This is a genomic window from Sphingomonas sp. CCH9-F2, from assembly GCF_001556735.1.
GTDB lineage: Bacteria > Pseudomonadota > Alphaproteobacteria > Sphingomonadales > Sphingomonadaceae > Sphingomonas > Sphingomonas ginsenosidimutans.
In genome coordinates this window covers 1-25,795 of sequence record NZ_LSJO01000647.1, presented here as the reverse complement: position 1 = coordinate 25,795, position 25,795 = coordinate 1, and the positions used below count along the sequence as shown (strand labels likewise).

Here is a 25,795-nt window from a genome sequence, read left to right as displayed (position 1 = left end):
CACTGACCCCCGCCGGTCGCGCGCTATACGACCGGCTGCTGGAACAGGCGCGCACCGGCACAGACGGCAGCTATGCCGAGCGCCTGGCGACCGCCTTCGCCGACTTCCCGGATACGGAGGATGCGCTGCGCGACCGCCGGCTGGCCTATTTCCGCTATGAGCCGGTCGGTGGCGTCGGCACCGTCCCCGCCGGCGATCCGGCCGACTGGATCGCGGCGGGCCAGGTCCACGCCACGCCGATCGTCTATGAGGATTTTCTGCCGGTCAGCGCGGCCGGCATCTTCCAATCGAACCTCGGCGACGACGAACAGCGCAGCTATGCCGCCTCTGCCGCCCGGGCGGCGTTCGAAGCGGCGCTGGGCGCATCGGTGCGCGATCCGTTCGCGCTCTATGCCGAGCTGGAGGCGCAATCCATCGCACGGATCCGCGACCTGCCGGGCCGGGCGGCGGCGTAGATGGCGGAGGCCACCGGAGCGGCGGTCGCGCGGCTGTTCGCCGAACTGGGCGCGGCCGGTTTCGGCGGCGATCGGGAAAGCGGGGTCGGCGCACGGCACGTCGCGTCGACCGACAATTCCATCTACCAACTGCTGCCCGCCGCGATCGTCTATCCGCGCAGCGGCGACGACGTGACCACGCTGGTGCAGGCGCTGCGGCGATCGGGCGCGCCACTGTCGCTGACCGCGCGGGGCGGCGACACGGGCACCAACGGCCAGTCGCTGAACACCGGGGTGATCGTCGATTTCGGCCGCCACATGCGCGGCATCGGCGCATTCGATCCGGTCGCGAACACCGTCGTGGTCGAACCCGGCGTGGTGCTGGACCAGCTGAATGCCTTCCTGGCCCCGCACGGCCGCTTCTTCCCGCCGATGGTGTCGACCGCCAGCCGCGCGACGATCGGCGGAATGGTCGCGACCGATGCGTCGGGCAAGGGATCGCGCCGCTGGGGCAAGACGTCCGACTATATTGCCGCGATCGACCTGACGCTGGCGGACGGGACGTCATGGCGCGCCGAGCCGATGACCCGCGCCGCGGCGGAGGAGATCGCGCGCGGCACCGGGATCGTCGCCGACATTCACCGGGAAGTGCTGCGCATCGTCACCACCCGCGCCGATGAGATCGCGGCGATCTTCCCGCGGATGAACCGCGGGCTGACCGGCTACAACCTGCAACGAACGTGGGACGCGGGCTCCGACCGGTTCTTCCTCGGCTATCTGCTGGCCGGGTCGGAAGGGACGCTGGCGCTGACCCGCTCGATCACGCTGAACGTCGCAGCGCGGCCGCGGCGGCGCGCGCTGGCGGTCATCCGCTACGACACATTTGATGGCGCGATGCGCGACGTCCAGCGCCTGATCGCCGCCGGGCCGGATGCGATCGAGATCATCGACGACAAGATCCTGGGCGTGGCGCGGTCCGACATCATCTGGACCGGGGTCGAAGCGCTGCTGGGCGGCACGGGCGACCGGCCGGTCGCGGCGATGAACTTCGTCGAATTCACCGGCGACGACGATGCGGCCATCGCGGCGGGGCTGGACCGGCTGGCCGTGATCGGGCCGGCGGGCGACTGCCGGATCGTGCGCGACGCCGCACAGATCCGGCAATTATGGTCGCTGCGCGAAAAGTCGGTCGGGCTGCTCGCACGGCTCGGCGGCGCGCGACAGGGCATCCCCTTTGTAGAGGATACCGCCGTCCCGCCCGAACGGCTCGCCGATTACGTCGCGGAGTTCCGCGCGCTGCTCGACCGTCACAACCTGCAATATGGCATGTTCGGCCATGCCGACGTGGGGTGCCTGCACGTCCGCCCGTTCCTCGACCTGCGCGATCCCGCCCAGGCGGCGCTGATCCGCCCGATCTCCGATGCGGTCGCGCAACTGACCAAGTCCTATGGCGGGTTGCTGTGGGGCGAGCATGGTCGCGGGTTCCGCGGGGAATATTCGCCGCTGTTCTTCGGCGATCTCTACCCCGAACTGGTGCAACTGAAGACCGTCTTCGATCCCGACAACCGGCTCAATCCCGGCAAGCTGGCCGCGCCGGCGGGACATGCGGTCGACCGCATCGACGGCGTGCCGCTCCGCGCCGATGCCGACCGGGACATTGCCGACGCCAACGCCCAGGCATTCGACCGCGCGGTCGCGTGTAACGGCAACGGCGCCTGCCACGCCTGGGATGCGCTCGACGTGATGTGCCCGTCGTACAAGGCGACACGCGATCGCGCGCAATCCCCCAAGGGCCGCGCCGCCCTGCTGCGCAGCTGGGCGCGCCTCGATTCCATCGCGGATCCGACGCCGGCGGAACGTGCCGAGCGAGACGCGATCGCCGCCGACACGCGCCGATCGCTGTCGACCTGCCTGTCGTGCAAGGCGTGCACCACGCTTTGCCCGGTCAAGGTCGACATTCCGACGATGAAGTCGCGTTTCGCCGCGCGTACCACCAGACGCCGGCCGCTGCGCCACCACGTCCTCGCGCGGATGGAACCGATGCTGGCCGTCGCGCGGCGGATGCCCGCGGTCGCCAACCTGATGCTGGGCACCCGCGCCGCGCGCGCGGCATTGGCACGGCTCGGCTATGTCGACCTGCCACGCTTCGCCGTCGCGGACACCCGCACGCTGCCGCCGGTGGCGACCACCGCGGCGGTCGCGGCGCTGCCGCCGGAACGACGGGCGACCACCGTCGTGCTGGTCGAAGACAGTTTTACCGCCAGCTTCGACGGTACCGTCCTGACGGCCGCCGCGCGAGTCCTTTCCGCCTGCGGCTTTACCGTCATGCGGCTGCCGGCGCGCAGCAACGGCAAGGCGCTGCACCTGATCGGGATGCGCGATCGCTTCGCCCGCATCGCCCGCGCCCGTGTCGCGGAGGCGCGGGAGCTGGCCGCCACCGGGGTGCGGCTGGTTGGCCTGGACGCCGCGACGGCGCTGATGTTCTCGCAGGAATTCACCGAACTGACCGGCGAGAGCGTCGACGTCGCAGGACTGGAATCGGTGCTGGCGCACGACAACCCCGTGCGCCAGGTTGACAGCGGCGCCGAGCCCTGTCGCCTGCTCGGCCCCTATCGCCTGCTCGGCCATTGCACCGAACAGGCGCTACGCCCGCTGGCGCTGGCGGGCTGGGCGACCGCGCTGGCTCGCTTCGGCATCGCGGCGCAACCGGTCAGGACCGGCTGCTGCGGGATGGCCGGCCTGTTCGGCCACGAAACCGCGCAGCAACGCCTGTCCAAAGAGATCTTCGCGCTGAGCTGGGCGGAGGCGACACGCGACGACTGGGTGCTGGCGACGGGCTTTTCGTGCCGATGCCAGACCGCACGGATGACCGGCCGACGACCGTTGCACCCGGTCGAACTGATCGACCGGATCCTGACCTAGCGCCGCAACCGGGTGGCGAGGATCACCGCGGAGGTGGTGCGGTCGATCCCCGGCATCATGCCGATCGCGTCAATCACATCGTTCAGCCGCTCCAGGCTGGACGCCTCGACGATCGCGATCATGTCATACTCGCCCGCGATGGCGTGCAGCCCGGTCAGCTCCGGGATCGCCGCCAGCGCCTCCTGCGTTTCGACCATCAGCTTGGGATGCGACGTCATCATGACGTGCGCGCGCACGGTGCGCCGTTCATAGGCCTCGCCGAGGCGCACGGTGTACCCGTCGATCGTCCCGTCCTGCTCCATGCGTGAGATGCTGGCATAGACGTGCGCGCGCGACACATTCAGCACATGCGCCAGTTCCGACACCGGAACGCGCGAATCCTGCCGCAACAGTGCCAGCAATCGAGCGTCCAGTTCGCGCTTCGAGCTGCTGGGATTACTCGGGGCGTCGGCCGACATCCGTTTCTCCCGCATAGATGGCGGTACGTGGGGATTGGTCATCCGATACGCTACCACGATACATGCCGTCGCTGTTCATCGCGAAGGCGATGTGGCCGTCGCCGTCCATCGCGATCAACCCGCCGTCGCCGCCGATCTCGCCCACCTCGCCGATCGTGGCGCTTGCGGCGGTGGCGACGTCCTGCGCCCTCCACTGTATCCGGTCGCAGACCTGGCGCGCGGCGACCTGGCGGATGAAGAATTCGCCGGTGCCGGTGGCCGACACCGCGCAGGTCTTGTCCATCGCATAGGTGCCCGCGCCGATGATCGGCGTATCGCCGATCCGTCCCCAGCGCTTGCCGGTCAGCCCGCCGGTCGAGGTCGCGGCCGCCAGATGCCCGCGCTGGTCGCGCGCCACCGCGCCGACCGTGCCGTAACGGTGCGTCGGATCGAGCGCGGCGCGCTCCTCATCGCGCTTCCACGACAGATATTCCTGCCACCGCTTGTCGGTACGGAAATAGGCAGGGTCGACCTGCTCCACCCCCTGTTCGCGCGCGAACTGATCGGCGCCCACCCCGCTCAGCAGGACGTGGCGGCTGTGTTCCATCACCGCACGGGCCAGCATGACCGGGTTCTTCGTCGTGCCGACCCCCGCGACCGCGCCCGCGCGCAACGTCGCGCCGTCCATGATCGCGGCGTCCAGCTGGTTCTTTCCCTCCGCGTCGAACACCGCACCGCGCCCGGCGTTGAAATGCGGATCGTCCTCCAGCACGCGCACCGCCGCCTCGACTGCGTCCAGGCTGGTGCCACCCTTCGCCAGCACCGCCGATCCGGCAGCGAGCGCGGCGTTCAGCCCCGCGCGATAGGCGCGCTCCTGTTCGGGCGTCAGCGCCCCCCGGGGGATCACCCCCGCCCCGCCATGGATCGCCAGCGACCAATGCCCGCCCGGCGGCAGCGGAGCGTCGATCAGCTTGCCCGCCACCACCTTCGCCGTGCCGACGAACGCGGGCCGCGGCACCGCCAGCGTATCGAGGTCGATCGTGCCGCCCGGGGCGATGCCGGTGATGCGGATGTTCGCCCAGTCGAGCGGCTTGCCCGGCACCAGCGCGGGCACACCCTGCGGCTGGACCAGCCAGGCATGGGTGTTCGCCGGCCCGCGATAGACCGCCTGCCCATCGGCATCGACGCACAACGCGCCCTTTTCATCGACCCCCAGCCCGATCGCCTGCGGATCGCCCGATGCCCGCGCCTTCGCGACAAACGCGATCAACCGGCCCAGCCGGTCGCGCTGGTTAAAATGCGTATCGGTGACGACATGGGCCAGGTGCGGCATGTGCAGGAAATCGCGCACCAGTGTCACCGCATCGCCCATCGGGTCGGACAGCGCCCTGAACGAATCGATGCTGCCGCCGTCCATCGCGCCATAAGCGGTGCCGCCCAGCACCGCGAGGCCGGCGCTGGTGCCGGCGATCGGCTTGCCCGCCGCGACATGCGCGTCCAGCGCGCGCGCAACCGGCGTCCCCTGCCAGAAGCGGACGTACTTCGCCTGGTCGCCACCGGCCAGGAAGATGCCGTCGGCCTTCGCGATGGCGGCCAGCACGCGCGGATCGGTGGAGGCGGCGCGATCGGTGAACAGGATCGTCGATACCGACGCGACCCCCGCCATCTCGGCGAACATCTCGCGCCCGCCCTCCCCATCGCCCGACGCGCGCAGGATCAGGATATGGCCATATCCGGCCTTCTTCGCGAACCATTGGAACGCCTGGCTGTCCCAGTCGCCGCCGCCCAGCAGCATCAGCGCCTGCGACGGAGCGGCGCGGCGCGGTTTCGCCGGATCGCCGGTCACGAAGAAGCGCGCGCCCGCGACCGCCGCCGGCTGCTGCGTGCCCCGCGGCTCCGCCATCGCCGGAACAGCCGATGCGGTTCCCGCACATATCAATGCGATGCCTAACACGCCGTGCCGCAAGGCCACACTCCCATCAAAACAACAGATCGCACGCTCAATGTGCTATTTTTATATTCCAATTTGACGAAAGTCCATGCCATTATGATTGCGTAACGGGGTATGATTGGGGAGTATTATAATGCGGGGCTATGGGGTCGCACGCTGGCTGGCGGGCGCTGGGATGATGGCGATGGCGGGCAGCGCGATGGCGCAGGAACTGCCCGGCAGCGCCCCGGCGGACACCGCATCGGAAGAGATCGTGATCCTCGGCTCGCGCATCCCGCGCGTGCAGAAGGAAGGCCCGGCGCCAGTCACCGTCATTACGGCCGACGACATCCTTCGCGGCGGCTTCCAGAGCGTCCCCGATGTGCTGCGCGGCGTGACGCAGAACGGCGGCGAGACACAGGGACAGCAGAGCGCGTCCGGCGCCAGCTTCAGCCCCGGCGCGCAGCAGGTCGACCTGCGCGGGCTCGGCCCGAACCACACACTGGTGCTGGTCAACGGGCGGCGCATCGCCGATTTCCCGCTGCCGTTCCAGGGCAACAGCAACTTCACCGACATCTCGAACATCCCGGTCGGCCTGATCGAACGGGTCGAGGTGCTGAGCGGCAGCGCCTCGGCGATCTACGGGTCCGATGCGATCGCCGGCGTCGTCAATTTCCAGCTGAAGACCAAGGCGGACGGCACGCGCATCGACCTGCGCTACAACGACACCCAGCATGGCGGGGGTGAGGCGTACCGCTTGATGGCGACGACCGGCTGGGACACCGGCCGGTTCCATGGTGTCGTGGGCATCGAGCTGCTGAACCAGCGTCCGCTGTGGCAGTATCAGCGCGAGCGCCAGGATTCGACCGCCGACAATCCCACCACCGCGACGCCGCTGGCGCAGCGCACGTTCCTGCGGTCGGACGAAGACTCCAACTATATCGATCCGGGGCAGGCCACGTGCAGCGCGCTGTCGTCGCTCAACCAGGGCACGATCTACTACGCCAATCGCCGCCGCTATGGGCAGTTCTGCGGCAGCAACGAATCGGTCGCCTACGGCACGATGATTTCGGACCGCAAATCGGTCACCGCGTACAGCTCGATGGGCTACGACCTGGGCGGCGGGGCCGAGCTGTTTGCCGACCTTCAGTTCAGCTATTCGAAGCTGAAACTGTTTCGCCGGGTCAAGAGCTGGTATTACGTGTCGCCTGACGGGAATGAGGAAGGCACCTTCTTCAACCCCAATCTGGCGCCGGACGCGACCGACAGCGGGTTGCAGCTCGACAACTGGACGCGCCAGTTCACGCCGGAGGAAATCGGCGGGTTCGAAAACGGCATGACCCGCAACCGGTCGATCACCTTCAACATCACGCCGGGCATCCGCGGCGAGTTCGGCGACAAGGGTCGCTGGAAGTACGAGGTGTCGTTCAACCACGCGCAATATGATTCCCGCGTCACCTTCCCCGAAATCGTCATCTCGAAATCGAACGCGCTGTTCCTTGGGCAGCAGCAGGGCGTCGATCCGGCCACCGGCTATGCGATCTTCAACGCCGACGTGCGTCGCCTCTACAAGCCGCTGACGCCGGAGGAATATCGCTCGATCTCGGTCGACTCGCTCTATCGCCCGCGGTCGTGGACCGACACGCTGGCCGGCTCGCTCAACACGACCAACCTGTTCCAGCTGCCCGCCGGCCCGGTCGGCGCCGCCTTCATCGCGGAGGTGGGCAAACAGGGTTACGACCTTCGCCCCGATCCGCTGACGCTGACCAATTACTACGTCGGGCTGGTCGATTCGGACGGCAGCGGATCGCGCAGCCGCTGGGGCCTGGGCTACGAATTCCGCGTGCCGGTGCTGTCGTTCCTGCAACTGAGCACCGCCGGCCGGTACGATTCCTTCCACATCGCAGACAACACCTTCGGCCGGTTCACCTACAATATCGGCAGCGAACTGCGCCCGACCAAGCGGCTGCTGCTGCGCGCCGCCTATGGCACCGGCTTCCGCGCGCCCGATCTGAACTATGTCTTCCGCGGCCCGGGCAACACCCACCCGTCGGCCACCGATTACTATCTGTGCCGGGTGGAGGAGCCGGACGAGACGATCGGCGACTGCAGCTATTCCGACCAGACGATCATCGCCCGCAAGACCGGCAATCGTCAGCTCAAGCCCGAAACCTCGACGTCGCTCAACGCCGGTGTCGTGTGGCAACCGTCGAACCGGCTCGACCTGTCGGTCGATTACTTCCGGGTGAAGATGAAGGATCAGGTCCGCGACCTCAGCATCGACGCGCTGCTGCGCGCGGAATCGACCTGTCGCGCCGGCGGCGGGGCCGATCCGTCGTCGCCGACCTGCCAGGATGCCATCGCCCGCGTCCAGCGCTACACCAGCGGCGCGCTGGCCGGGCAGTTGCAGGCGGTGCGGGTCAACCCGATCAACGTCGCGGAGGAAACCACCGACGGCATCGACGTGGCCGCCAATTTCCGCCTGCCGACCGCCGCGATCGGCGAATTCACGCTGTCAGGCGGCTACACCTATGTCTTCAACCACACGGTGCGTCAGTACCCCGGCGATCCGGTCATCAACCAGTTCGCGGTCGACAGCAATTACGACATCCCGCGTGAGAAGGGCACCGCCAGCCTGACGTGGAGCCTGGGCGACTTCTCGACCACGCTCACCGGGATGCGGCTGGGCAAGCTGCCCAATTACGATCAGGACGCGTACATCAAGGCCAGCTACATGTTCAATCTGTCGGCGCGCTACGACCTGAACGAGCGGCTGCGCGTCACCGGGACCGTCACCAACCTGTTCGACCAGGCGCCGGTGTTCGACCCGACCTATGCCTCCTACCCCTATTACGACATTTCGTGGTTTGACGGCGTCGGACGGGCGTTCGCGCTGCAACTGACGTGGAAGACCGGCGGCAGGCCGCTGTAACCCTCACGCTTCCGCCGCGGCTTCGTGCAGCAGCCAGCGGCGGAAGCGGTCGAACAGCGGGCCGTCGCCGTGATCGCGCGGCCAGACGAGGTAATAGGCCTCCGGCCCGCGCATGGTGACGTCAATTGGCATCACCAGCGCGCCCGACGCCAGTTCGGGCCGGATCAGGAATGTCGGGATCAGTGCCATGCCCATGCCCGCTGCCGCGGCATGCGCCAGCATCAGGAAATGTTCGTAGACCGGCCCCTGACCGATCGCCGCGTCGGCCAGCCCGGCGGCGGCGAACCAGTCGGCCCAGGCCGCCGGCCGCGACTGTAGCGACAGAAGCGTGTGCGCCAGCAGGTCGGCCGGCTGCACCACCGGATGGCGTGCCAACCAATCGGGCGAACAGACGGGCGCGACATCTTCGTGGAACAGCAGCGCATGTTCGGCGCCCGGCCAGTCCGGCAGACCGAAGTGGATCGCGGCGTCGAACCGCTCCTCCGCAAAGTCGAAGGGGTGGGATCGCGCCGCGATATTTACCAGCAGGTCCGGGTGGCGAGCGCTCAAGCCGGGCAGGCGCGGCGCGAGCCATCGCATCCCGAAACTGGGCAATGTCGCGATGGTCAGCGCCCGATCCGCCACCGGGGTCAGCAGCCGTCGGGTGGCGCTGCGCAACTGCTCGACCGCCGGCGCCACCGCTTCGGCGTAAGCGATCGCCGCCGGGGTCGGAGCGACCCGCCGCCCCCGGCGCTCGAACAGGGCGACGCCGAGCCACCCCTCCAGCAGGGCGATCTGCCGGCTGATCGCGCTCTGGGTCAACGACATGCGCTGCGCCGCACGGGAAAAGCTGCTCGTCTCGACCGCCGCAAGAAAGCTGACCAGCGCCGTCAGCGGCGGCAGTTCGCGGCGGTGGACGTCGTTGGGATCGGCTTGCATGACCTGGACGAGTTACGGTGGAAGGACGGCTGACGCGCCCCCTTCTCATAGGCGTTTCGGCGCGGCTCCACAAAGAGCGTCATTCGCACCGGCCGCGGCGCGGGTTCGGGCGGTATCTCTCTCGACGATGACCACGCCGTTGTCGTTCAGGCGGCCAGTTCCTTGCGGACGATCGCCGCACCCGCACCCAGGGCCTTCAGCTTGCCACGGGCGACCTCGCGCGACAGCGGCGCCATGCCGCAATTGGTGGCCGGGTAGAGCTTGTCGGCATCGACGAAGCGCAGCGCATGGCGCAGCGTTTCGGCGACCTGCTCCGGTGTCTCGATCGTACCCGTCGCGACGTCGATCGCGCCGACCATCACCTTCTTTCCGCGGATGAGCTCGATCAGGTCCATCGGCACGCGCGAATTCTGGCACTCCAGCGAGATGATATCGATCTTCGACCTCTGGAGGTTCGGGAAGGTTTCCTCATACTGGCGCCATTCGGAACCTAGGGTCTTCTTCCAGTCGGTATTGGCCTTGATGCCATAGCCGTAGCAGATGTGGACCGCGGTCTCGGCCTTCAGCCCCTCGGCCGCGCGCTCCAGCGTCGCGATGCCCCAGTCGTTCGCCTCGTCGAAGAAGACGTTGAAGGCGGGTTCGTCGAACTGGATGATATCGACCCCGGCCGCCTCCAGCTCGCGCGCTTCCTCGTTGAGGATTCGGGCAAACTCCCAGGCCAGCTTCTCGCGGCTCCGGTAATGTCCGTCGTACAGGGTGTCGATCATCGTCATCGGCCCGGGCAGCGTCCACTTGATCGGTCGATCGGTCTGCGCACGCAGGAAGCGCGCGTCGTCGACAAACACCGGCTTCGGGCGCGAGACGGCGCCGACGACCGTCGGCACGCTGGCATCGTAGCGATTGCGGATACGCACCGTCTCGCGCTTCTCGAAGTCGACGCCGTCGAGGTGCTCGATGAAGGTCGTCACGAAATGCTGGCGGGTCTGCTCCCCGTCGCCCAGGATATCGATACCCGCCTGCCGCTGATCGTCGACCGCCAGGCGCAGCGCGTCCCGCTTGCCCGCGACCAGTTCCTCGCCCTCCAGCTTCCACGGCGACCACAGGGTCTCGGGCTGGGCCAGCCAGGATGGCTTCGGCAGGCTACCCGCGGTCGTCGTCGGCAACAATGTCGTCATGATGCAAATTCCTTCGTGTCGTGGGGATCAGAGGCCGCAGGTCGCGGACCAGCGCTTCAGCGCCGCGCCGTACGGTCTGATGATGTTCTCTTCGGCGAATTTGCCCTGCTCGACGGCAAGCCGGCTGCGCTCCTCGCGATCGTAGATGATGCGGGTCAGCGAATAGTCCTGATACGTCAGGCTCGGCCGGTACTGCTCCGCCGCCACGGAATTGGCATTGTAGATTTCGGGACGGTAGATCTTCTGGAAGGTCTCCATCGTGGCGATCGTGCTGGCGAGTTCGAGGTTGGTATAGTCGCTGACGAGATCGCCGATATGGTAGAAGGCGAGTGGCGCCACGCTGTGCGGCGGCATGAAGTAGCGAGCCTTCATACCCATCTTCGCGAAATACTGGTCAGTCGGGGACGGCCGGTCGTCGCGGTACTCGACGCCGAGGATCGGATGCACGTTGGCGGTCCGGTGATAGACGTGCCTGCTCGATACGCTCAGGCAGATCACCGGGGCTTTGCGGAAGGTGTCGCGATAGGCGCTGGACTCCAGGAAGCGCTTGAACAGCTTGCCGTGCAGGTCGCCGAAATCCTCCGGCGCGCCGCCCCCTGCGGCCTTGACGTGATCGAGCAGCACGACGCTGAAGTCGTAGTCCCGCAGGTAGGACGAGAAATTGTTGCCGACCATGCCGTCGGTGCGCTCGCCGCTCGTCCTGTCCGTGACCGTCGCGTGCAGCATCTCGATCAGCGGGACGGCTTCGTCGCCCCCGCCACCCGCGGTGCGGAGCGCGACAGAGATGATCTTCAGCTCTACCGCGTGGCGATCGCCCGTGGGGTTGTCCCAATGCATCAGCGCGTTGAACCGGCGGTCGATCATCACCAGCGTATTGCGCAAATTCTCGCGGCGGCTTTCGCCCCGCGCGAGATTGGCGAAGTTCGTGGTGATGCGCGTGTTGTCGGCCGGACGATAATCCTCGTCGAACGGGATACTGCTGATCGAGAATGTGAAGCCGCTATTCGTCATGACTCACCCAGGCGTTGCGGGCGGAAGGTCAGGCGAAAGCGCGCAAGGCATGAACAGGCCCGGATGGCGGCAAACCACGGACTGCAAGCATCAAGCGCGATCCACCGGAGGAACCCCCGTCCGAGGAACGTTATGGCGTCGAAAGGCAGGTTTCCTGGCTTGCGGGTCAACGCGGCGGCTCCGGCCTTCCCAGGCCCCTTGCGAGAACCCAGTGACACAAAATGGAGCCGCTACTCGCCGCTTACAGTTGCGGGGGCAGCGCCGGATTCTGCCCTGAAGGACACCACCGGCTTCCCGTCTTAGCCCCATCGCCATGCCTGGGATGGGGAACCTCGACACGCTGATTGAATATCATCGAACCATCGGCGTCAAGCGATATATAAAGATATCTTTATATCTTGATGCCTGATGACGGGTTCACTCGACGCGCCGGCCTGCCTTGAAGCGCGAGGCCTGACCTGCTGCCGGGCGCGAACAGCAACGGGGCGTAACTCCGCCGGTTGCTTCACCTGCGCTCATGCGCGACGACACCGGTCGGTCTCCGGTTGCGATGGATGAATGAATCAGGGCATGGCGCTCGATCCGCCGCGCGGCAGCCCCTGGACATCGCTGATCGGGGACGTGCGGTTCTACACCCACGAGGGACTGAGCCCGATCGAGGTCCGCCGGATGGCGCTTGGGAGCGACGCGGGCATTCGCTTCCGCGACGGCGGATCGCTCACCAAGGAGTTCCGCTTCGAGGTCGGAGGAGAGGCAGCCGCGCTCGGGTTCGGTCTCGCGGTCGACGCGATGTGCCTCCGTCTGCGGTTCCCCGATGCCTTGTGGTCCAACCTCGGACCGGACTCGGGCCCGCGCTATCGGGCGATGCGCACGGCGCGATTCCACCATCAGGCATTGCACGGGCCCCTCGGCGAACGGGTGGACAATCCATTCGCACGCGATTGGTTGGCACATTTGATGCTCGCAGCCCTGAGCAACGAAGCGATGGCGCGTGGGATCTCGTTGCGGGAAGCGGCTACACGCTTGGCGGACGGGAACGCCGAACTCACCCTCGATCAGACGCTCAACATCCTGTTTCAGTCGGCGATCGTCGATGATGCCAATGCCCAAGGCAACCAGCAGGACAAGCTGCGTCAGGATCTCGCCGGCTTCCTCGCCGACGGGCAAGTGGTGGCCAGCCTGTTTGACCTGGCTGCGATCCTATGGACGCCGATCGACGCGAGCTGGGAGCCATGGCTGCGCGAGCGATATGCTTCGACCGTCGGCGCGGCTGCGCTCAGCGCCATTACCAGCCTATGTCCGCAGATCGACGGCGACAGTCTGATCCTCGATGTGACGGCGGGCCCGCGGGAAGAGGATGACGTGCTCGCCGGCGCGCCCGATGGCGAAATCTGGATCAGCGAGATGACGCCGGGCGGAAACGGGCAGATCGAAGAGGCGCAGCGTCAATATGTCGAGGACCCGCGGCGTTTCTTCAGCCTGATGACGGCGGCGCTGCGCGACAATGACTTCTCCCTCAGCGATTATCAGCTCGGTCGCTTCCTCGCCTCGGTCGTGGAGGGCGACACCGACGATCCATTGCCAACCGCGACGCGTGCGTTCCGGCATGCCTCGGGCGCGGAGGAAAGCCATGCGAGTTTCACCGCGTTGCGTCACGCGCTCGCAGAGGAAGGTTTCGTCACCTTTCACGCGTTCATCGTCGCGCTCGCCAACCGTATTCTCCGGCCCGGATCGAGCAGCGACAGCGACGCGTTTTTCCTCGACGCGGTGCGGCTGTGGGACGCCGAGGAAGCACGGCTCGGCATCGAACTGGATGCCCGCGTGCTCGCCTATCGCCTGGCGCGCTCCGACGATATCGATGCGGCGCTCGCCCTCGCTGGCATCGATCCGCCGACGGTCAATCCGGATCAGTGGCGATTCGGCGTGATCTACGGCCTGCTCTGGCCGCGCGGCGCGCACATTCGGCAGTCGGGCCTCCGGCCCTATTCGCCATTTGCCGATCTGCCGTCGCCTGATCCGCTGCTGTTGCGGACCTATCTGGCGGAGGATGCCGCCCTGATCGATCTCGAAGCTGACGGTTGGCAGGATCTTTGCCTCGATCGTCTGGCCGATGTCGGCGCGGCGACTCTGGTCTGCCCGATGGCGGCTTCGTCGCTTTTGGCAGACGCGCTGAGCTTCCTGGCGACCAACCCGGTGCAGTCGGCCTATCTATCGGTCTTTGCCCGCGTTCAGGCGGTACGGCGGGTGGAGAACGCCTTCCACGTCGATCTCGATGTCGCGGAGGCGCTGCAATGAGCTTCGAGACACGACGGATCTTCAAGAGCGCGGTGACCAGCCAGAACCTCATCCGCGAGCTGCTGCAGATGATGTTCCTCGGCGAACTCCTCGCACCGGGCGGAGAGCGCGCCTGGCTGGTCAGCCCCTGGATCAGCAACGTGGTGCTGTTCGACAATCGGGCGGGCGGCTTCGGTTCGATCAACCCGGAGTGGGGCAGCCGCGAGATCAGATTGGTGGAGGTTCTGACCGACGTCATGGCGCGCGGTACGGCGCTCGGCATCGCGACGAGCCTGGACGGTCACAACGATCCGCTCATCGATGCGCTCGCCACGGCGGCCGACGAGGCCGGCCTCGGCGACAAGTTGTGCGTCGTCCGGCGTCAGCATCTTCACATCAAGGGCGTGTTGCTCAAGCGAGGCCTGCTCACCGGGTCGATGAACCTCACCTACAACGGCCTCGAATTGAACGACGAGATGGTGGTCTACGACACGACGCCGAAGACGCTCGCCGAAGCGCGGATCAATTTCGAATCCTATGTGGGCACGGCCGCATGATCGAGGATCTGCCCGCGCGTGAGCAAGAATGGCTGGAACGCTTCTTCGCATCTCCCAACGAGCTGAGCTGGACATCGCTCGTCGACGGATCGGCGCCTACGGAACAGGCGGATCAGGTTCGGCGGTGGCTCGCGCATCTCGGCACTGGGCGGACCAACGCGCCGCTCATTCTTCCGTTCGTGCGCGGCGGGGAAGTCACCGGGTGGTATGCCACCACGCAGGGCTCCGCCGGCGGATATGAGCTCGGGGACGAGCTCAATGCATGGCTCGGGCCGACCTGGCTGAGCCGCTTCGAGCGAGTGCCGAGCGATGCCGCCGACCCGATGGCGGCGGCGCTTCGCAGCCGCTTCGGTGGAACCGTCTATCGCTTCACAGGTCCCGATGCCGCGGCGATGCGAACGATCGCTGCGCGCTTGAACGATTTTGCCGCGCTGCTCGAACGAAGGCCGCGAGTGACACGCGCGCGGATCCGCCCGGTCGGCGCGATCCGTGGCGACTTCGAACGGGCGCTGCTGGCGGGCGACGAGACGCAAGCCGAGGCAATGATCGCCGAGTTGAAGCAGACAGGACGCCTCAACGAGGAGAACCTCAAATATCTCGACGTGCGGCTGAGCGCTGGTCTTGGCCTCTGGCCGCAGATTGCGCGCGACCACTGGCTTATCAAGACACTCGCGGATCTCGCGCTTCCGCCGCAGATTCTCGCGGATCTGATCGAGGCACTCTACCGCACCTATGTCGACGAGGCGGAAGCGAGCGGCGATCCGGCCGCTCTGCGCGAAGCCTTCGCGGTTCACGTCGCGACACCGTATCCCAAATTGTTTGCGTCGCGTCGGGGCATTCGTGCGCCACGCGTGGTCAAGGCGTTTGCGCTGTTCGAGCAGCTGCAACCCAGTCCCGACCCGACGATCGTCGCTTCGCTCCTCGCGCTGTTACCTGCGGGAACGGACATGGCGGTGTTCGAGTCGGTGCCTGTCGCAGAGCCCACACCCGCATCTGCCACGACGTTGTACGAAGCGGACGAAGCCTTCGACGATGGGCAGATCGATCGTGCCTTCGAATTCTACATGCGGCTGCCGCCGAGCAGGAAGGCCATCAGCAGATTGGTGTCCTGCGTGGGCACGATCGGGACCGACGAAGCTCGGGATCGTCTCCTTACGCTACTGGAAGATTCCGATCCGGCGATCCTCGACTCCCTGGCGCCCGCCGTCGCGGCGAAAATCGAGAGCCTGAAGCAGTCGCAGGCCGACGATGCCGCGCCCGGACAAGCCGAACCGACGAGCGCAGCCACGGCAAATCCCTGGTTGCGGTGGGCGGAACAGTTGCGGGCAGGCCAAAATCTCCCCGCCGCCGAGCGCGATGCGCAATCTGCTCCGACGAGTTGGGACGCGTCAGAGGTCAGAGACAGCGGCCCGCTCGCGCAGCAGTTCGCCGATATAGTCGGTGGTCTCGACGGCGAGGCTGGCTTGATCGCTCGTGCTGCCGTTCCGCAGATCTTCGCGAGCTTCTTCCCCGATGACGCGAAGGTGTCATCGGCAGCCAAGCCGATCGCATCTCTGCTGTTTCTACTGATCGCGATGGACGACGCACTGTCGCGAGCGGATCTGGACCTGCTCGCCCAATTGACGAGCTTGCAGATCGAGCAAGGGCTGTCGTCGTCGGAATATGTGTCGCTGATGGGTGACCTCGAAGATGTGCAGAAGCGCATCGGGTCCTACGCTTATCTGCCATGGAGCCTCGATGTCAGTGAGGCACTCGCGATCCTGCCGAGTCCCTCGGATCAGGCGCGCGACGCCAGGCTGAGGCTGTTTCTGCAGGTGCTCGGCCAAGCGACCACCTTTGCCCACCGGCTCGTCCCCGCGGATCTCGTGCCGATCGAGACGCTGGCGAAAGATTATGGCGTCGGGCCGGAGGCCGTCAGTGCGCTGAAGCGGGAGGCGGATGCCGCTGACACATCATCGGCCGCTCTGCCGAGCCTCGAGGGCAAGACGATCGGCATCTACACGCTGGCGGAGGCGGCCGGCAGCCGGGCCAAGGCGGCGCTGGAAGAGCTGTTTCCCGGCTGCAAGGTCGTCGTGAACTCGGATCTGGTTGCGACGGCGCAGCTTACCAGCCTAGCCAAGGCCGCCGACTTGTTCGTGTTCGCGTGGAAGAGTAGCAGCCACCAAGCATTCTACTGCGTGAAGGATGCGCTGGCCGGCAGGGAGCCGATCTGGGCGCCGGGCAAGGGAACGGCCAGCATCTTGCGAGCCATCTTGGACCATCTCGGGTGATCGCCGCTGCCGCTTTGCGATGATGTCAAACGACATACACGGACGAGAGAACAGGCCACTCAAGCGCGCTCAACCTTGGGAGGGGGCGCGTAGCCCACCCGCTCTGGTGGTCTCTTTGACGCGCAGTAGATCCGATCGATTTACGCGATAGCCTGCAACCCCTTGTTCTTGACCAGGTTCAGCAACTTCAACGAGGGGCCATCCGGCCGCTTCTCGCCCCGCTCCCATTTGCTGACCGCATCCTTTCGGACATTGAGGTAATGGGCGAAGACCGGCTGGGAGACATTCTCGCGCTCGCGCAGCGCACGAATCTCCTCCGGCGCGAGCGGCTCGACCGGGCTGAGACAGAGCGCGTCGAATTCGCGCATAGTGGCCTTGTCGATCAGGCCCGCGCCATGGAGCCCGGCTGCGGTCTCGTGGACCGACGCGAGAATAGAGCTCTCAGCTTTCCTGCGCTTCGTCGTCATCTTCCACCTTCACAAACTCGCCCGCGGTAATGCCCTTGTCGATATCGGCATCCGACAGGGCCAGCAGCACCTCGGCGAGCTTCCTCAACGCCTTCAGTTCCTTAGCGGTGAGGTTCGCCTTCTCGTTCTTGGCAAAGCCATGGGCGAAGAAGCTGTGCCCGCCGACCTTGAACAGAATGATCGTCCGAAACCCGCCTGACTTTCCTCCACCGGCCCGGGCGACCCGCTGCTTGTAGACGTGCCCGCCGAGATCGGCATCGAATTCTCCGGCCGCCACTTCGGCGGCCGCCTTCGCAAGACTGACATCCGCGAGGCCTGCCTTGCGGGCGAAGCGCGCGAACGTCTTGGTCATCAGCACCGTCATGGGCGCGTCCGGCCGTCACTGCGATTCATAGTGTAGTCCTTAGAGCTACGATTTCAAGGGTGAGCGTAAGCATCGGCGGATCATTCATGCGCGGCGCGCTCGACACCGTCGAGCACCGCTCCCTGCGGGTCAACCGAGGCAAGGTTCGCGCGCCTTCAAGCGCAGCCGGACTTGCCATTTGTTCTTCTAATGTTCTAACTCCCGTCTAACGCCCCTTGTGGCGATTCGTTCTATCCTGGAGCTCGCTATGCAGCACGATGTCTGCCTGCGCGCCGCCGCGCGTGCGATCTACGATGCCTGCTTTCCGACGGAAGAGCTGGCGCCGGTCGGTTTCGAAGAGGCCGAGCGATACGGCACCATCCACTATCGCCGCGCCGTCGAAGCCGCGCAGAACGCGCGCCCGCATCTGCTGTACGACCGCGAGGCGCAGCCGAGCCTGTTCTAGGTCGGTCACGAGATCACCGGCCCGCTCCTGCCGCGGCCGATCGTCCAGCTGACGCCGTCGCCCCGAGCGCGGCCGAACACCGACTTGCCGACGTGCCGGCCGAGCACGGGACGCCAGGGCACCAGCGTGAACTCGCGGCTCTTCTCGATGAGCGCGTGGCGCCCGCTCAGGAGGTCGACCGGACGGCGATAGATGCCTTCGACGCGGGCGCCTTCCGGCGTCTCGCGGAAGGGCAGCCCGAGCTCGTCGGAAAGCCGCGCCGCGACACGGAGCAGCTCGCGCCGCTGCAGCGTGTCGATCAGGCCGGTTGCGAAGGTCGTGCCGTTCCCCTGCTCCTCGGCAAGACCCTGCGCGATCAGCCATTGCCGGCGCTGCCGCTGCGCCTCGCGCACCGCCTGCCCGAACCCGGCCTCGCGCAGCGGCGCGGGCGAGGACGTGACGAGCTCGCGATCGAGCCAGGTCGCGGCATCGGCCCCGGCCAGCCGCTCGAGCGGCTCGGCGGACAGCGTCTCGACGCGTACCGGGGATTCCCGGGCGCGGGCCGCCTCGTGGGCGGCGGCGCGGTCGAGATGATCGGGCGCGATGGTCCAGCTGCCGTCGCTCAAACGCTCCACCGCGCCGGACCTGCGCCGCATCGCCTCGAGCCGGCGGACATGCGTCTCGGCGAACGCCTCGGTCGCGCTTGCGTCGTGGCGCAGATGCGCGTCGATCGTATAGCGCCCGCCATTGGCGGCGGCGACCGCCGCGATGGTCCTGTCCACCTCCCGGATCGCCGGCCGCTCGGGGGCGATCCGGACGATCGCGCCGGCCGGCAGCGGCGCTAGCGCCTCGCCCTTGCCGATGTCGACATAATGGGTGCGGCCATCGGTCGCCTCGACCAGCAGATAGTGGCGATCCTTGTGCTCGTCCGACAGGCCGCGCTCGAGGACGCGGCCGGTGATCGGCCGCGCGTCCTGGGCGGCGGGCTCATAGATCGCGAGATCGGCCGCGGCCGGCACGATGCCGCGCTCGGTATAGGCGCGCTGCAGGGTGCGGATGATGTCGCCGCGCTCGCCCATCCGGCGCAGCGTATCCTCGATGCCCTCGGCGAGGCGCCAACGTCCCTCGGGCAGGCGTTCCGCCAGCCCCAGCCGGGCCAGCGTTGCCAAGCGGCCCACCTGCAGGCTCTGCTGGAACGGCTCGCGCGCCGATGCGGCCACGACGCGGTCGGCATCCATCGCGCCGATCAGCCGGCGGTCGATGCCGGTCAGCCGTTCCTGGTCGATCTCGGCGCGCAGCCGCGCCTCGATGTCGCGGTCGCTACGCGGCCCAAGATCCAAGTCGACGAGTTCGGCGGCGCGCTCGCGGATGCCGCGGGTCAGATAGTCGGGCGCGATAACGAGATCGCGGCCGCGTTCGTCCTTTCCCCGCACGATGACATGGGTGTGCGGATGGCCGGTATTGAAGTGATCGACCGCCACCCAGTCGAGCCGGGTACCGAGATCCTGCTCGAGCCGCGCCATCAGCCGCCGGGTCAGGCCCTTGAGGTCGGCATATTGGTCGCCGTCCTCGGGCGAGACGATGAAGCGGAACTGATGGCGGTCGGCGGCCTGTCGATCGAGCCAGTTCTTGCCGTCCACGGTATCCGCGTCGCGGCCGTAGAGTTCGCCCGGCCGTCCGTCGCGGGTCACGCCGTCGCGCTGGACGTAGCGCAGGTGCGCGCGGGCGCCGGCGAAGCCCTTGCCGGCGAGCTTCGCGAGCCGCGCTTTGACGATGACGCGGCGCTGGCGAAAAGCGGCGTAGCGGTCACGCCGGGCGAGCAGCCGTCCGACGCCAGCCCCGCGGCCGATCCGGGTGGCGGAATAGGAGCCGCTTCGGCCCGGGCCGCCGCGCGCGAGATTCGTGGCGGCGAGCACGCGCGAAAGATAGGTTCGCCCGCGCTTGCCGCCGCGGCTGCGGATGCGGCCGAGCCGCGGTTCGAAGTCGTCTTCCGTCGCCATCGGTCGATCCCGTCTGGCGCCCCGCGGCAATCATGCCTTGCGCGACGGCGCATGAAAACCGGTGCCGCTGGAACTGGCGGATTTCCGCGGTTTCCGGCGCCGATGGCACCGTCCGCCAGGCGGCAGTGCCGTTCAGCTTCCCGGAAAATGATGTGCAGGCAAACACTTACGGCGCCAGGGGTGCCGGTGCTTTATCTTGCCTTACGCCGCCCCCCGCCTGAACCCTTTCTGCCGCCCGTTTTGGCCTTCCCGACGCCTGCCGATGTCGCCCGAGCCGAGGCAAAAAGAAGCCGGGACGCGGATGCCTGTCCGGCACCCTTGTCCCGGCGTTTCGATTCGGCCGATCAATGCGTCACAGCGAAGGCTTGGCGGGCCGCGCGTTCGCTCCGGAAATGGCGCCGCCCCGTCAATCCGTGCGCGTTTCCATCGCCATCGACGATGCTCACCGCGACGAACCAGCGGCCATTCAAGTGGCCCATGATCGCCACCCGATCGAGCTCGAAATCTTCCTCATCGGCGCCTTCATAGGTCCCGAGCCAGCGCTCCGACACACGCGCATCCCACAGGAAATCGCTCTCCTCAGCCTCGAGAAATCGCTGTGCGAGCGCCTCGCCCGCACCGTGTCCGAACTCGATTTCGAGTCCAGCCACGAGTGTTGCCAACACGCGGTCCGATGCCACGCCGATGGGTTGAAACATGGTCATGTTCGCCTCCTTCGCTTGAAGTCCTCCTCATCGAGGACAGACCTCGCGCGACGGGCGGCGGAGCGGCTGTCAGGGCCGCGGAGGCGCAGCCGGAGCGCCGCGCCAGCGGCGGCGGAGGAACCGATTTTGTTGCGCCGAGACGAACAAAAGCGCGTGCGAAGCACGCTCCAATTCGCAGCAAAATTGGAGGGGCCGCCGGCCTTGCACAGCCGCTCCGCCGCCCGTCATGCTGGGCCTTGCCGAGACGAGCCCTCCCACCTCACCGCAGTCGAGCCGCCGGTGAATGCGTGCGCCGCCGCTTCCATCCGTCCGATCTGACGGTGACTTCGCTTTTGAAATATCATGGAATTTAAGTAGAATGCAGATCGTCATCAGCCAGAGTTTCACGGTCATGAAACAGGGCAGGTCCATCGTCATCATAGTCGTCGCGCTCGCCATCGGCTTTGCGGCTGGCTTCATGATGCGCCCCGTCATCGGACCGGCTGCTGGGGTTGTCGCGGCTCCACGCGCCACCCAATATTTCGCCGCCAATCTCGATCAGGCGCGCGAAATCGTCGCAGGTTGCCGCGAGGGCACGGTACGCGGCGACGAATGCGCGCACGCCGAAGAGGCGATCATTGCCGCGGAAGGCCGGAGCCGCACGAAGGCATTCCTGGGAACGCGGCCGCACTGAGCCGCCCGATCGTCTATCGATCGGGACGATCAGACGACAGTGACACGAACAGGTTGCCGAAAGCCTGCGTACCCGCGTGCGGCAGCGATGGCTCCGCGGGCGCACCGCCAGCCCGAAGTGCCACGAACAAGGTTGGTGGCGACTGCTGCGGAAGCGACGGTAATGACCGGGAAGGCGTGCCCGTCCTTGTACCTGTCACCATCGCGAGATAGGCGCGCGTCTCGCCCGGTAGTGGGCGTCGCGAGGCGAGATAGGCGGCATAGCGGCCGGGACCGGCATTGTAGGCGCTGAACAGGCCCGGATAGCCGAAGCGGTCGTACATGAGGCGCAGGTAGAAGGTGCCGGCGAGGATGTTGTCGCGCGGATCGTGCGGATCGGAGCCGAGCCGCAGCCGCGAACGCATCTCGGCCCAGGTCGCGGGCATGATCTGCATGAGCCCCATGGCGCCGGCGCGGCTGGCGATCGGACGTCCATCGAGATGGGTGCGACCGCCGCTTTCGGCACGCATCACCCGCTCGATCCAGTCGAGCGGGACGGCGAAGCGCTGCGACGCCTCGCGCGAATAGGGGCGCCAGCGGGCCACTGCGTCGCCCGGAATCCCGCGCTCGGCAGTGTCGTCGGCCTGCGGCGCGGCGGCCGAGGGGATGCCGAGCAGCAGGACGGCGCCTGCCCAGAGCGCTGCGGGGGGCCGGATCATGCGCCGGTCTCCGCGGCGCTCCAGGTCCAGAGCGGGTGCGCCGTTCCGACCACGTCCGAGGCCCGGCTGATTCCGAAATAGCGCCCGTCGAACGAGGCCGGGCTGGCCGGATTGAGGAGCAGCAGCTCGCCGGCACGCAGCGTCCGGCACCCCTCCCAGCGCGGCAGCGGGCGGCCGAGCCGGTCGGCGGCCAGCCGTTCGGCGACGGGATGGCCGTCGATCGTGAGCACGGCGCCGATCCCGCAGACGCGCATGCCCGCGACCGCGGCGACATGCTTGATTGCCGGGACGTTGCGCGGGAGGTAGCGCCGCTCGGCGGCGAGCCTGCGGGCGGGTTCGGGCAGCCAGACGACGACCAGATTGCCGGGCATGGGAGCCGCCCCGGCGCCGACCCGATAGAGGCCGATCGGCGCGCTCGCGCTCGCGTTCCAGAGCAAGCGCGGCCGCGGCGGAAAGGCGATGGTGAGGCCGAGCGCGGCGACGCCGAGCGCAAGCCAGAGGCCGCGGCGGCGAAGCATCCGGCGGCGGCGCCGGTCGCGCCGCAGCGTCTCACCGAAGGCGAACAGCGGCAGGTCACGGGCATCAGCCATGGTCGCTTCCGCGCGCGTTCGCGGCCGACCAGGCCTCGATATCGTCGATATGGTAGCGCCAGGTCCGCCCGTGGCGGCGGCAGCGCGGACCTTTGCCGGCGAGCCGCATCGCCTTCAGCGTCGAACGGGCGATGCCGAGATGGAAGGCGGTCTGCTTGGCGGTGAGGAACGGGCAGGATTCGCGCGCGGCCTTGGCCCGCGCGGCGGCGTCATCGTCCATGATGTTCGGGTCCGGTGCTGGGGTCGTGCGGCCAATCGCCGCGGTGGCCCCAAGCTGGCCCAAGCGCGCCGCCGCCGGCAGGGTCGAAAATCGATGCATGCATTTTCGACCCCCCCCATTTCTGGGGGACTTGCGCTCCCGCGCCATGGGCACGGGAGCGCTGCCGACTCAGTCGGCCGGGTTCCAGATGATGGCGAAGGCGTCGTCATCGTCCTGGCCGGCGGCGCGGCCGAGATTGGCGTAGAGCCGGCGCGGCCCGAACTCGGGGGCGGCGAGGCTCAGCGAGACATAGTCCTTGCCGGACATCTCGCCGCGCCGGACCCAGCCCGCCCCGACCTCGACGCCGCCGGCCGAAACGCGATAGTCGGGCTGCGTGTCGCTGCTCTTCGAGCGGTTGGGCAGGATCTCGATCTCGGTGCGGATCGAGAGCGTCTTGAGTTGGCCCTTGAAGCCCTCTCCGTCGCGGGTGACATAACCGATTGCGGGCATTGATCGTCTCCTTGGTTGCTCGCCCGAACCGTTTCCGGGCGATGGGCGGACCGGAGGAACGGGCCCGAGCCGGACGCGCGAACCCGCGAGGGCCGCAGCGTCAGCGGAGGACCGGAGCGCCAGCGCTTATTTGGAGCGGAGCGGCCGCGAGGAGCCGGCGAAGCCGGCGGGGAAATAAGCGCGCCGCGCGATGGTTTGGCGGGTCCGGCGCCCGTTCCAGGTCATACGCCCACGGAGCCGGAGACGGTGGCGCGGGCAGCCCGGACGATCCTGTTCGCATGGGCATTGGCATGCTCGATGAAGGGCAACGAGGTCCCGGGACGGGCGCGCCGGGGCCGCCACGAAGCGTACTTGTCCCGCCGCCTATGGGCGATAGCGGCCCGGTCATGGATGTGGATCGGCATGCCCGCGAACGAGCTCAAGGGAATGGCGCGGCCGGCGCGAGACCGATCGTAGCCCCGATGTTCGCGCTTTCGGCGGTGCTCCTGCTTGGCGCGGCTGCGCCTCCCCGGCAGGCGTCGGTCGCCTATGTGATCGACGGAGATACCTTACGGCTGGCGAGCGGCGAGCGCATCCGCATCGCCGGGATCGATGCGCCCGAGACGCAGCCCGGCCATGCGAAATGCGGGCGCGAGATCGCGGCCGGACGGGCGGCGACGACGACCGCACGCGGGCTGCTGCAGGGCCGCACCGTGCGGCTTGCGCGGCTCGGGCGGAGCTACAGTCGCACCGTCGCGCGCGTAACTTTGGACGGCCGCGATGTCGCCGGCGAGCTTGTCCGGCTGGGCGCGGCGCGCTGGTGGCCGCGAGGCCAGCGCAAGCCCGACTGGTGCCACGGCTAGCCAGCCGATATGAATGATTTCGATGCCGATACAGCTATCACCGGAGCGCCTCGCAGACCTTCTCATCGACCCACGGGAGAGCCTTGATCTCGAGATCAAGAACTGGCTCGACCTCAGGAACGACAATGATGCCAAGGCTATTTTCGCGAAGGCGGCGCTCGCCCTCGCGAACCACGGCGGCGGCTTCATTCTCCTCGGGCTCACCGAGACCGAGAGCGGGTGCGTCGAGGCGGAGGGGCGGCCCGCGTCGCTGGACGGCTACACGCAGGATGTGATCAACGGGATCGTCCAGAACTATTCCGACCCGGCCTTTCATTGCGCGGTCCATATCGTCGCGCGTGGGGATGACCGGCTCTTTCCGGTCGTCGTGGTACCGGGCGATCATCGTTCGCCGGTGCGGGCGAAGCGCGCCGGTCCGCACGGGAATATCGTCCAGGACAATGCGATCTATGTCCGCAAGCCCGGCCCGCGCAGCGAGGTGCCGACGAGCGGACAGGACTGGGATGCGCTGTTGGCGCGGTGTCTCGCCAACCGCCGCGACGAGATGCTCGACCAGATTCGCGACCTGATCAGCGGCGCGGTTCCGGCCGCGGCGCTACCGGCGGCGCCAGCCAAACTCGACCAATGGATCGAGCAGTGTCTCGCGCGCTGGGATGCACTGGTCGCGAATCTGCCCGCCGATGCCCCCGAGCGTTGCCCGCACGGATTCCACTATTTCGCCTATGAGTTGAGCGGTGATCTCCGCGCCATTCCACCCGGCCAGTTGCCCGAACTGCTGCAGCGTAGCGTCGCCCGTCATACCGGCTGGCCGCCTTTCTGGTTTCCGACGCGTCGCGGCATCGAGCCCTATCCGATCGACGGGGTGGTCGAATGCTGGCTCGGCGGGGACACCGAGCCGGGCACGTTCGGCCAGCGTGACGCCGCGCATTCGGACTTCTGGCGGATTTCGCCGGAAGGCTATGCGTTCCTGCTGCGCGGGTATCAGGAGGATGGATTGGAACAGCGGCCGCCCGCGACGCTGTTCGACGTCACCCTGCCGGTCTGGCGGGCGGGCGAGGTCCTGCTCCACGCCGAAAAGCTCGCGGCGAACGTCATCGACGGGCCGGCGACGGTGTCGTTTGCCGTCCATTATCGCGGGCTGGCAGGCCGCTCGCTGACCAGCGTCACCGGCGACCGACTCCTGTTCGACGGACATGTCGCGCGGCAGGACGCGATCACGATGAGGACGACGGTCGAAGCGACATCCATTGCGCCCAACCTGCCGGAGATCATCCACCCATTGCTGGCGCCGCTCTATGCGCTGTTCGACGTTTTCGATCTGCCGATGGTGCTGGTGAACGAAGAACTCGGCAAGATGCGCAAAGGAAACTTCTAGAAAATTGCCGCGCGCCGCCGCCCGTAGGGCGCAGGCGCGCGGCCGAATTTTTGAAGGCGCCGGGCGAAGGAAAGGCGGGGCGGTGAACCG

23 protein-coding genes and 1 riboswitch are annotated in these 25,795 nt (G+C 67.4%); of the genes, 10 read left to right on the top strand and 13 right to left on the bottom strand.

The genetic code is table 11. The features are described from left to right. Together AX685_RS18345 and AX685_RS18340 are read left to right on the top strand one after the other, a co-directional pair. On the top strand, nucleotides 1–455 hold a 455-nt coding region (locus AX685_RS18345), incomplete at its 5' end, for a 2-oxoadipate dioxygenase/decarboxylase family protein (RefSeq protein WP_156445919.1). Further along, a complete protein-coding gene (locus AX685_RS18340; protein WP_066491230.1) occupies nucleotides 456–3,356 on the top strand; it encodes an FAD-binding and (Fe-S)-binding domain-containing protein in 2,901 nt (966 codons plus the stop codon). Here AX685_RS18340 and AX685_RS18335 read toward each other — a convergent pair. Continuing rightward, nucleotides 3,353–3,814: an Lrp/AsnC family transcriptional regulator gene (locus AX685_RS18335; RefSeq protein WP_066491228.1), complete on the bottom strand. Its 462-nt coding sequence runs from the start codon at nucleotides 3,812–3,814 to the stop codon at nucleotides 3,353–3,355. The two genes, AX685_RS18340 and AX685_RS18335, sit on opposite strands and share 4 nt — an antisense overlap. Next, nucleotides 3,792–5,696 (bottom strand): isoaspartyl peptidase/L-asparaginase, encoded by a 1,905-nt coding sequence (locus AX685_RS21275; protein ID WP_231792293.1) that lies wholly within the window; start codon nucleotides 5,694–5,696, stop codon nucleotides 3,792–3,794. Before AX685_RS21275 ends, AX685_RS18335 begins: the two co-directional genes overlap by 23 nt. Before the next feature lie 181 nt (nucleotides 5,697–5,877). On the opposite strand from AX685_RS21275, the gene AX685_RS18325 reads away from it, so the two are divergent. Continuing rightward, nucleotides 5,878–8,655, top strand: a complete 2,778-nt coding sequence (locus tag AX685_RS18325; RefSeq protein WP_066491226.1) for a TonB-dependent receptor plug domain-containing protein — start codon at nucleotides 5,878–5,880, stop codon at nucleotides 8,653–8,655. A 3-nt stretch (nucleotides 8,656–8,658) separates the two neighbouring features. Here the strand turns inward: AX685_RS18325 and AX685_RS18320 are convergent, their stop codons facing one another. From AX685_RS18320 to AX685_RS18310, 3 genes are all read right to left on the bottom strand, one after another. Next, entirely contained in the window at nucleotides 8,659–9,573 is a 915-nt protein-coding gene (locus AX685_RS18320; RefSeq protein WP_066491224.1) for a LysR substrate-binding domain-containing protein, read from the bottom strand. A 146-nt stretch (nucleotides 9,574–9,719) separates the two neighbouring features. Continuing rightward, a complete protein-coding gene (locus tag AX685_RS18315; protein ID WP_066491216.1) occupies nucleotides 9,720–10,748 on the bottom strand; it encodes a methionine synthase in 1,029 nt (342 codons plus the stop codon). 27 nt (nucleotides 10,749–10,775) lie between these two features. Then, nucleotides 10,776–11,759 carry a putative oxygenase MesX gene (locus AX685_RS18310; RefSeq protein WP_066491215.1) on the bottom strand — a complete coding sequence of 328 codons (984 nt, stop codon included), beginning with the start codon at nucleotides 11,757–11,759 and terminating at the stop codon, nucleotides 10,776–10,778. 127 nt (nucleotides 11,760–11,886) lie between these two features. After that, a riboswitch (cobalamin riboswitch) is annotated at nucleotides 11,887–12,109 on the bottom strand. A 208-nt stretch (nucleotides 12,110–12,317) separates the two neighbouring features. On the opposite strand from AX685_RS18310, the gene AX685_RS18305 reads away from it, so the two are divergent. Genes AX685_RS18305 through dpdD form a run of 3 tightly spaced genes read left to right on the top strand, consistent with a single transcriptional unit; the run spans nucleotide 12,318 to nucleotide 16,860 of the window. Then, the gene (locus AX685_RS18305) at nucleotides 12,318–14,054 is read left to right on the top strand and encodes a hypothetical protein (protein ID WP_066491213.1); all 1,737 of its coding nucleotides are present in this window, start codon (nucleotides 12,318–12,320) and stop codon (nucleotides 14,052–14,054) included. After that, nucleotides 14,051–14,590 (top strand): phospholipase D-like domain-containing protein DpdK, encoded by a 540-nt coding sequence (dpdK, locus tag AX685_RS18300; protein ID WP_066491210.1) that lies wholly within the window; start codon nucleotides 14,051–14,053, stop codon nucleotides 14,588–14,590. Before AX685_RS18305 ends, dpdK begins: the two co-directional genes overlap by 4 nt. Further along, complete coding sequence (gene dpdD, locus AX685_RS18295) at nucleotides 14,587–16,860, top strand: protein DpdD (RefSeq protein ID WP_066491206.1); 2,274 nt, start codon at nucleotides 14,587–14,589, stop codon at nucleotides 16,858–16,860. Before dpdK ends, dpdD begins: the two co-directional genes overlap by 4 nt. 140 nt (nucleotides 16,861–17,000) lie before the next feature. Here the strand turns inward: dpdD and AX685_RS18290 are convergent, their stop codons facing one another. Together AX685_RS18290 and AX685_RS18285 are read right to left on the bottom strand one after the other, a co-directional pair. Next, on the bottom strand, nucleotides 17,001–17,327 hold the full coding sequence (locus tag AX685_RS18290) for a helix-turn-helix domain-containing protein (protein ID WP_066491204.1): 327 nt from the start codon (nucleotides 17,325–17,327) through the stop codon (nucleotides 17,001–17,003). Further along, nucleotides 17,302–17,679, bottom strand: coding sequence for a type II toxin-antitoxin system RelE/ParE family toxin (locus AX685_RS18285; protein WP_231792292.1), 378 nt, complete (start codon nucleotides 17,677–17,679; stop codon nucleotides 17,302–17,304). The genes AX685_RS18290 and AX685_RS18285 overlap by 26 nt, the downstream gene beginning before the upstream one ends. Before the next feature lie 259 nt (nucleotides 17,680–17,938). Between AX685_RS18285 and AX685_RS18280 the strand changes: the two genes are divergently transcribed. Continuing rightward, a complete protein-coding gene (locus AX685_RS18280; protein ID WP_066491200.1) occupies nucleotides 17,939–18,136 on the top strand; it encodes a hypothetical protein in 198 nt (65 codons plus the stop codon). Nucleotides 18,137–18,141: 5 nt separating this feature from the next. Here the strand turns inward: AX685_RS18280 and rlxS are convergent, their stop codons facing one another. After that, complete coding sequence (gene rlxS, locus AX685_RS18275; RefSeq protein ID WP_066491197.1) at nucleotides 18,142–20,115, bottom strand: relaxase/mobilization nuclease RlxS; 1,974 nt, start codon at nucleotides 20,113–20,115, stop codon at nucleotides 18,142–18,144. A 344-nt stretch (nucleotides 20,116–20,459) separates the two neighbouring features. Continuing rightward, nucleotides 20,460–20,819, bottom strand: a complete 360-nt coding sequence (locus AX685_RS18270) for a hypothetical protein (RefSeq protein WP_066491195.1) — start codon at nucleotides 20,817–20,819, stop codon at nucleotides 20,460–20,462. A 358-nt stretch (nucleotides 20,820–21,177) separates the two neighbouring features. On the opposite strand from AX685_RS18270, the gene AX685_RS18265 reads away from it, so the two are divergent. Then, complete coding sequence (locus tag AX685_RS18265) at nucleotides 21,178–21,492, top strand: hypothetical protein (protein WP_312844738.1); 315 nt, start codon at nucleotides 21,178–21,180, stop codon at nucleotides 21,490–21,492. 13 nt (nucleotides 21,493–21,505) lie between these two features. Here the strand turns inward: AX685_RS18265 and AX685_RS18260 are convergent, their stop codons facing one another. The 4 genes from AX685_RS18260 to AX685_RS18245 form a co-directional block, all read right to left on the bottom strand. Next, nucleotides 21,506–22,189, bottom strand: coding sequence for a lytic transglycosylase domain-containing protein (locus AX685_RS18260; RefSeq protein ID WP_082741080.1), 684 nt, complete (start codon nucleotides 22,187–22,189; stop codon nucleotides 21,506–21,508). Next, the gene (locus AX685_RS18255) at nucleotides 22,186–22,779 is read right to left on the bottom strand and encodes a S26 family signal peptidase (protein WP_066491193.1); all 594 of its coding nucleotides are present in this window, start codon (nucleotides 22,777–22,779) and stop codon (nucleotides 22,186–22,188) included. Before AX685_RS18255 ends, AX685_RS18260 begins: the two co-directional genes overlap by 4 nt. Next, nucleotides 22,772–22,999, bottom strand: a complete 228-nt coding sequence (locus AX685_RS18250; protein WP_066491192.1) for a helix-turn-helix transcriptional regulator — start codon at nucleotides 22,997–22,999, stop codon at nucleotides 22,772–22,774. Before AX685_RS18250 ends, AX685_RS18255 begins: the two co-directional genes overlap by 8 nt. Nucleotides 23,000–23,167: 168 nt before the next feature. After that, nucleotides 23,168–23,488 (bottom strand): DUF736 domain-containing protein, encoded by a 321-nt coding sequence (locus AX685_RS18245; RefSeq protein WP_066491190.1) that lies wholly within the window; start codon nucleotides 23,486–23,488, stop codon nucleotides 23,168–23,170. A gap of 461 nt (nucleotides 23,489–23,949) precedes the next feature. On the opposite strand from AX685_RS18245, the gene AX685_RS18240 reads away from it, so the two are divergent. Next, the gene (locus AX685_RS18240; protein ID WP_066491188.1) at nucleotides 23,950–24,330 is read left to right on the top strand and encodes a thermonuclease family protein; all 381 of its coding nucleotides are present in this window, start codon (nucleotides 23,950–23,952) and stop codon (nucleotides 24,328–24,330) included. 22 nt (nucleotides 24,331–24,352) lie between these two features. Continuing rightward, nucleotides 24,353–25,705, top strand: a complete 1,353-nt coding sequence (locus AX685_RS18235; RefSeq protein WP_066491186.1) for an AlbA family DNA-binding domain-containing protein — start codon at nucleotides 24,353–24,355, stop codon at nucleotides 25,703–25,705. Nucleotides 25,706–25,795 lie beyond the last annotated feature (90 nt).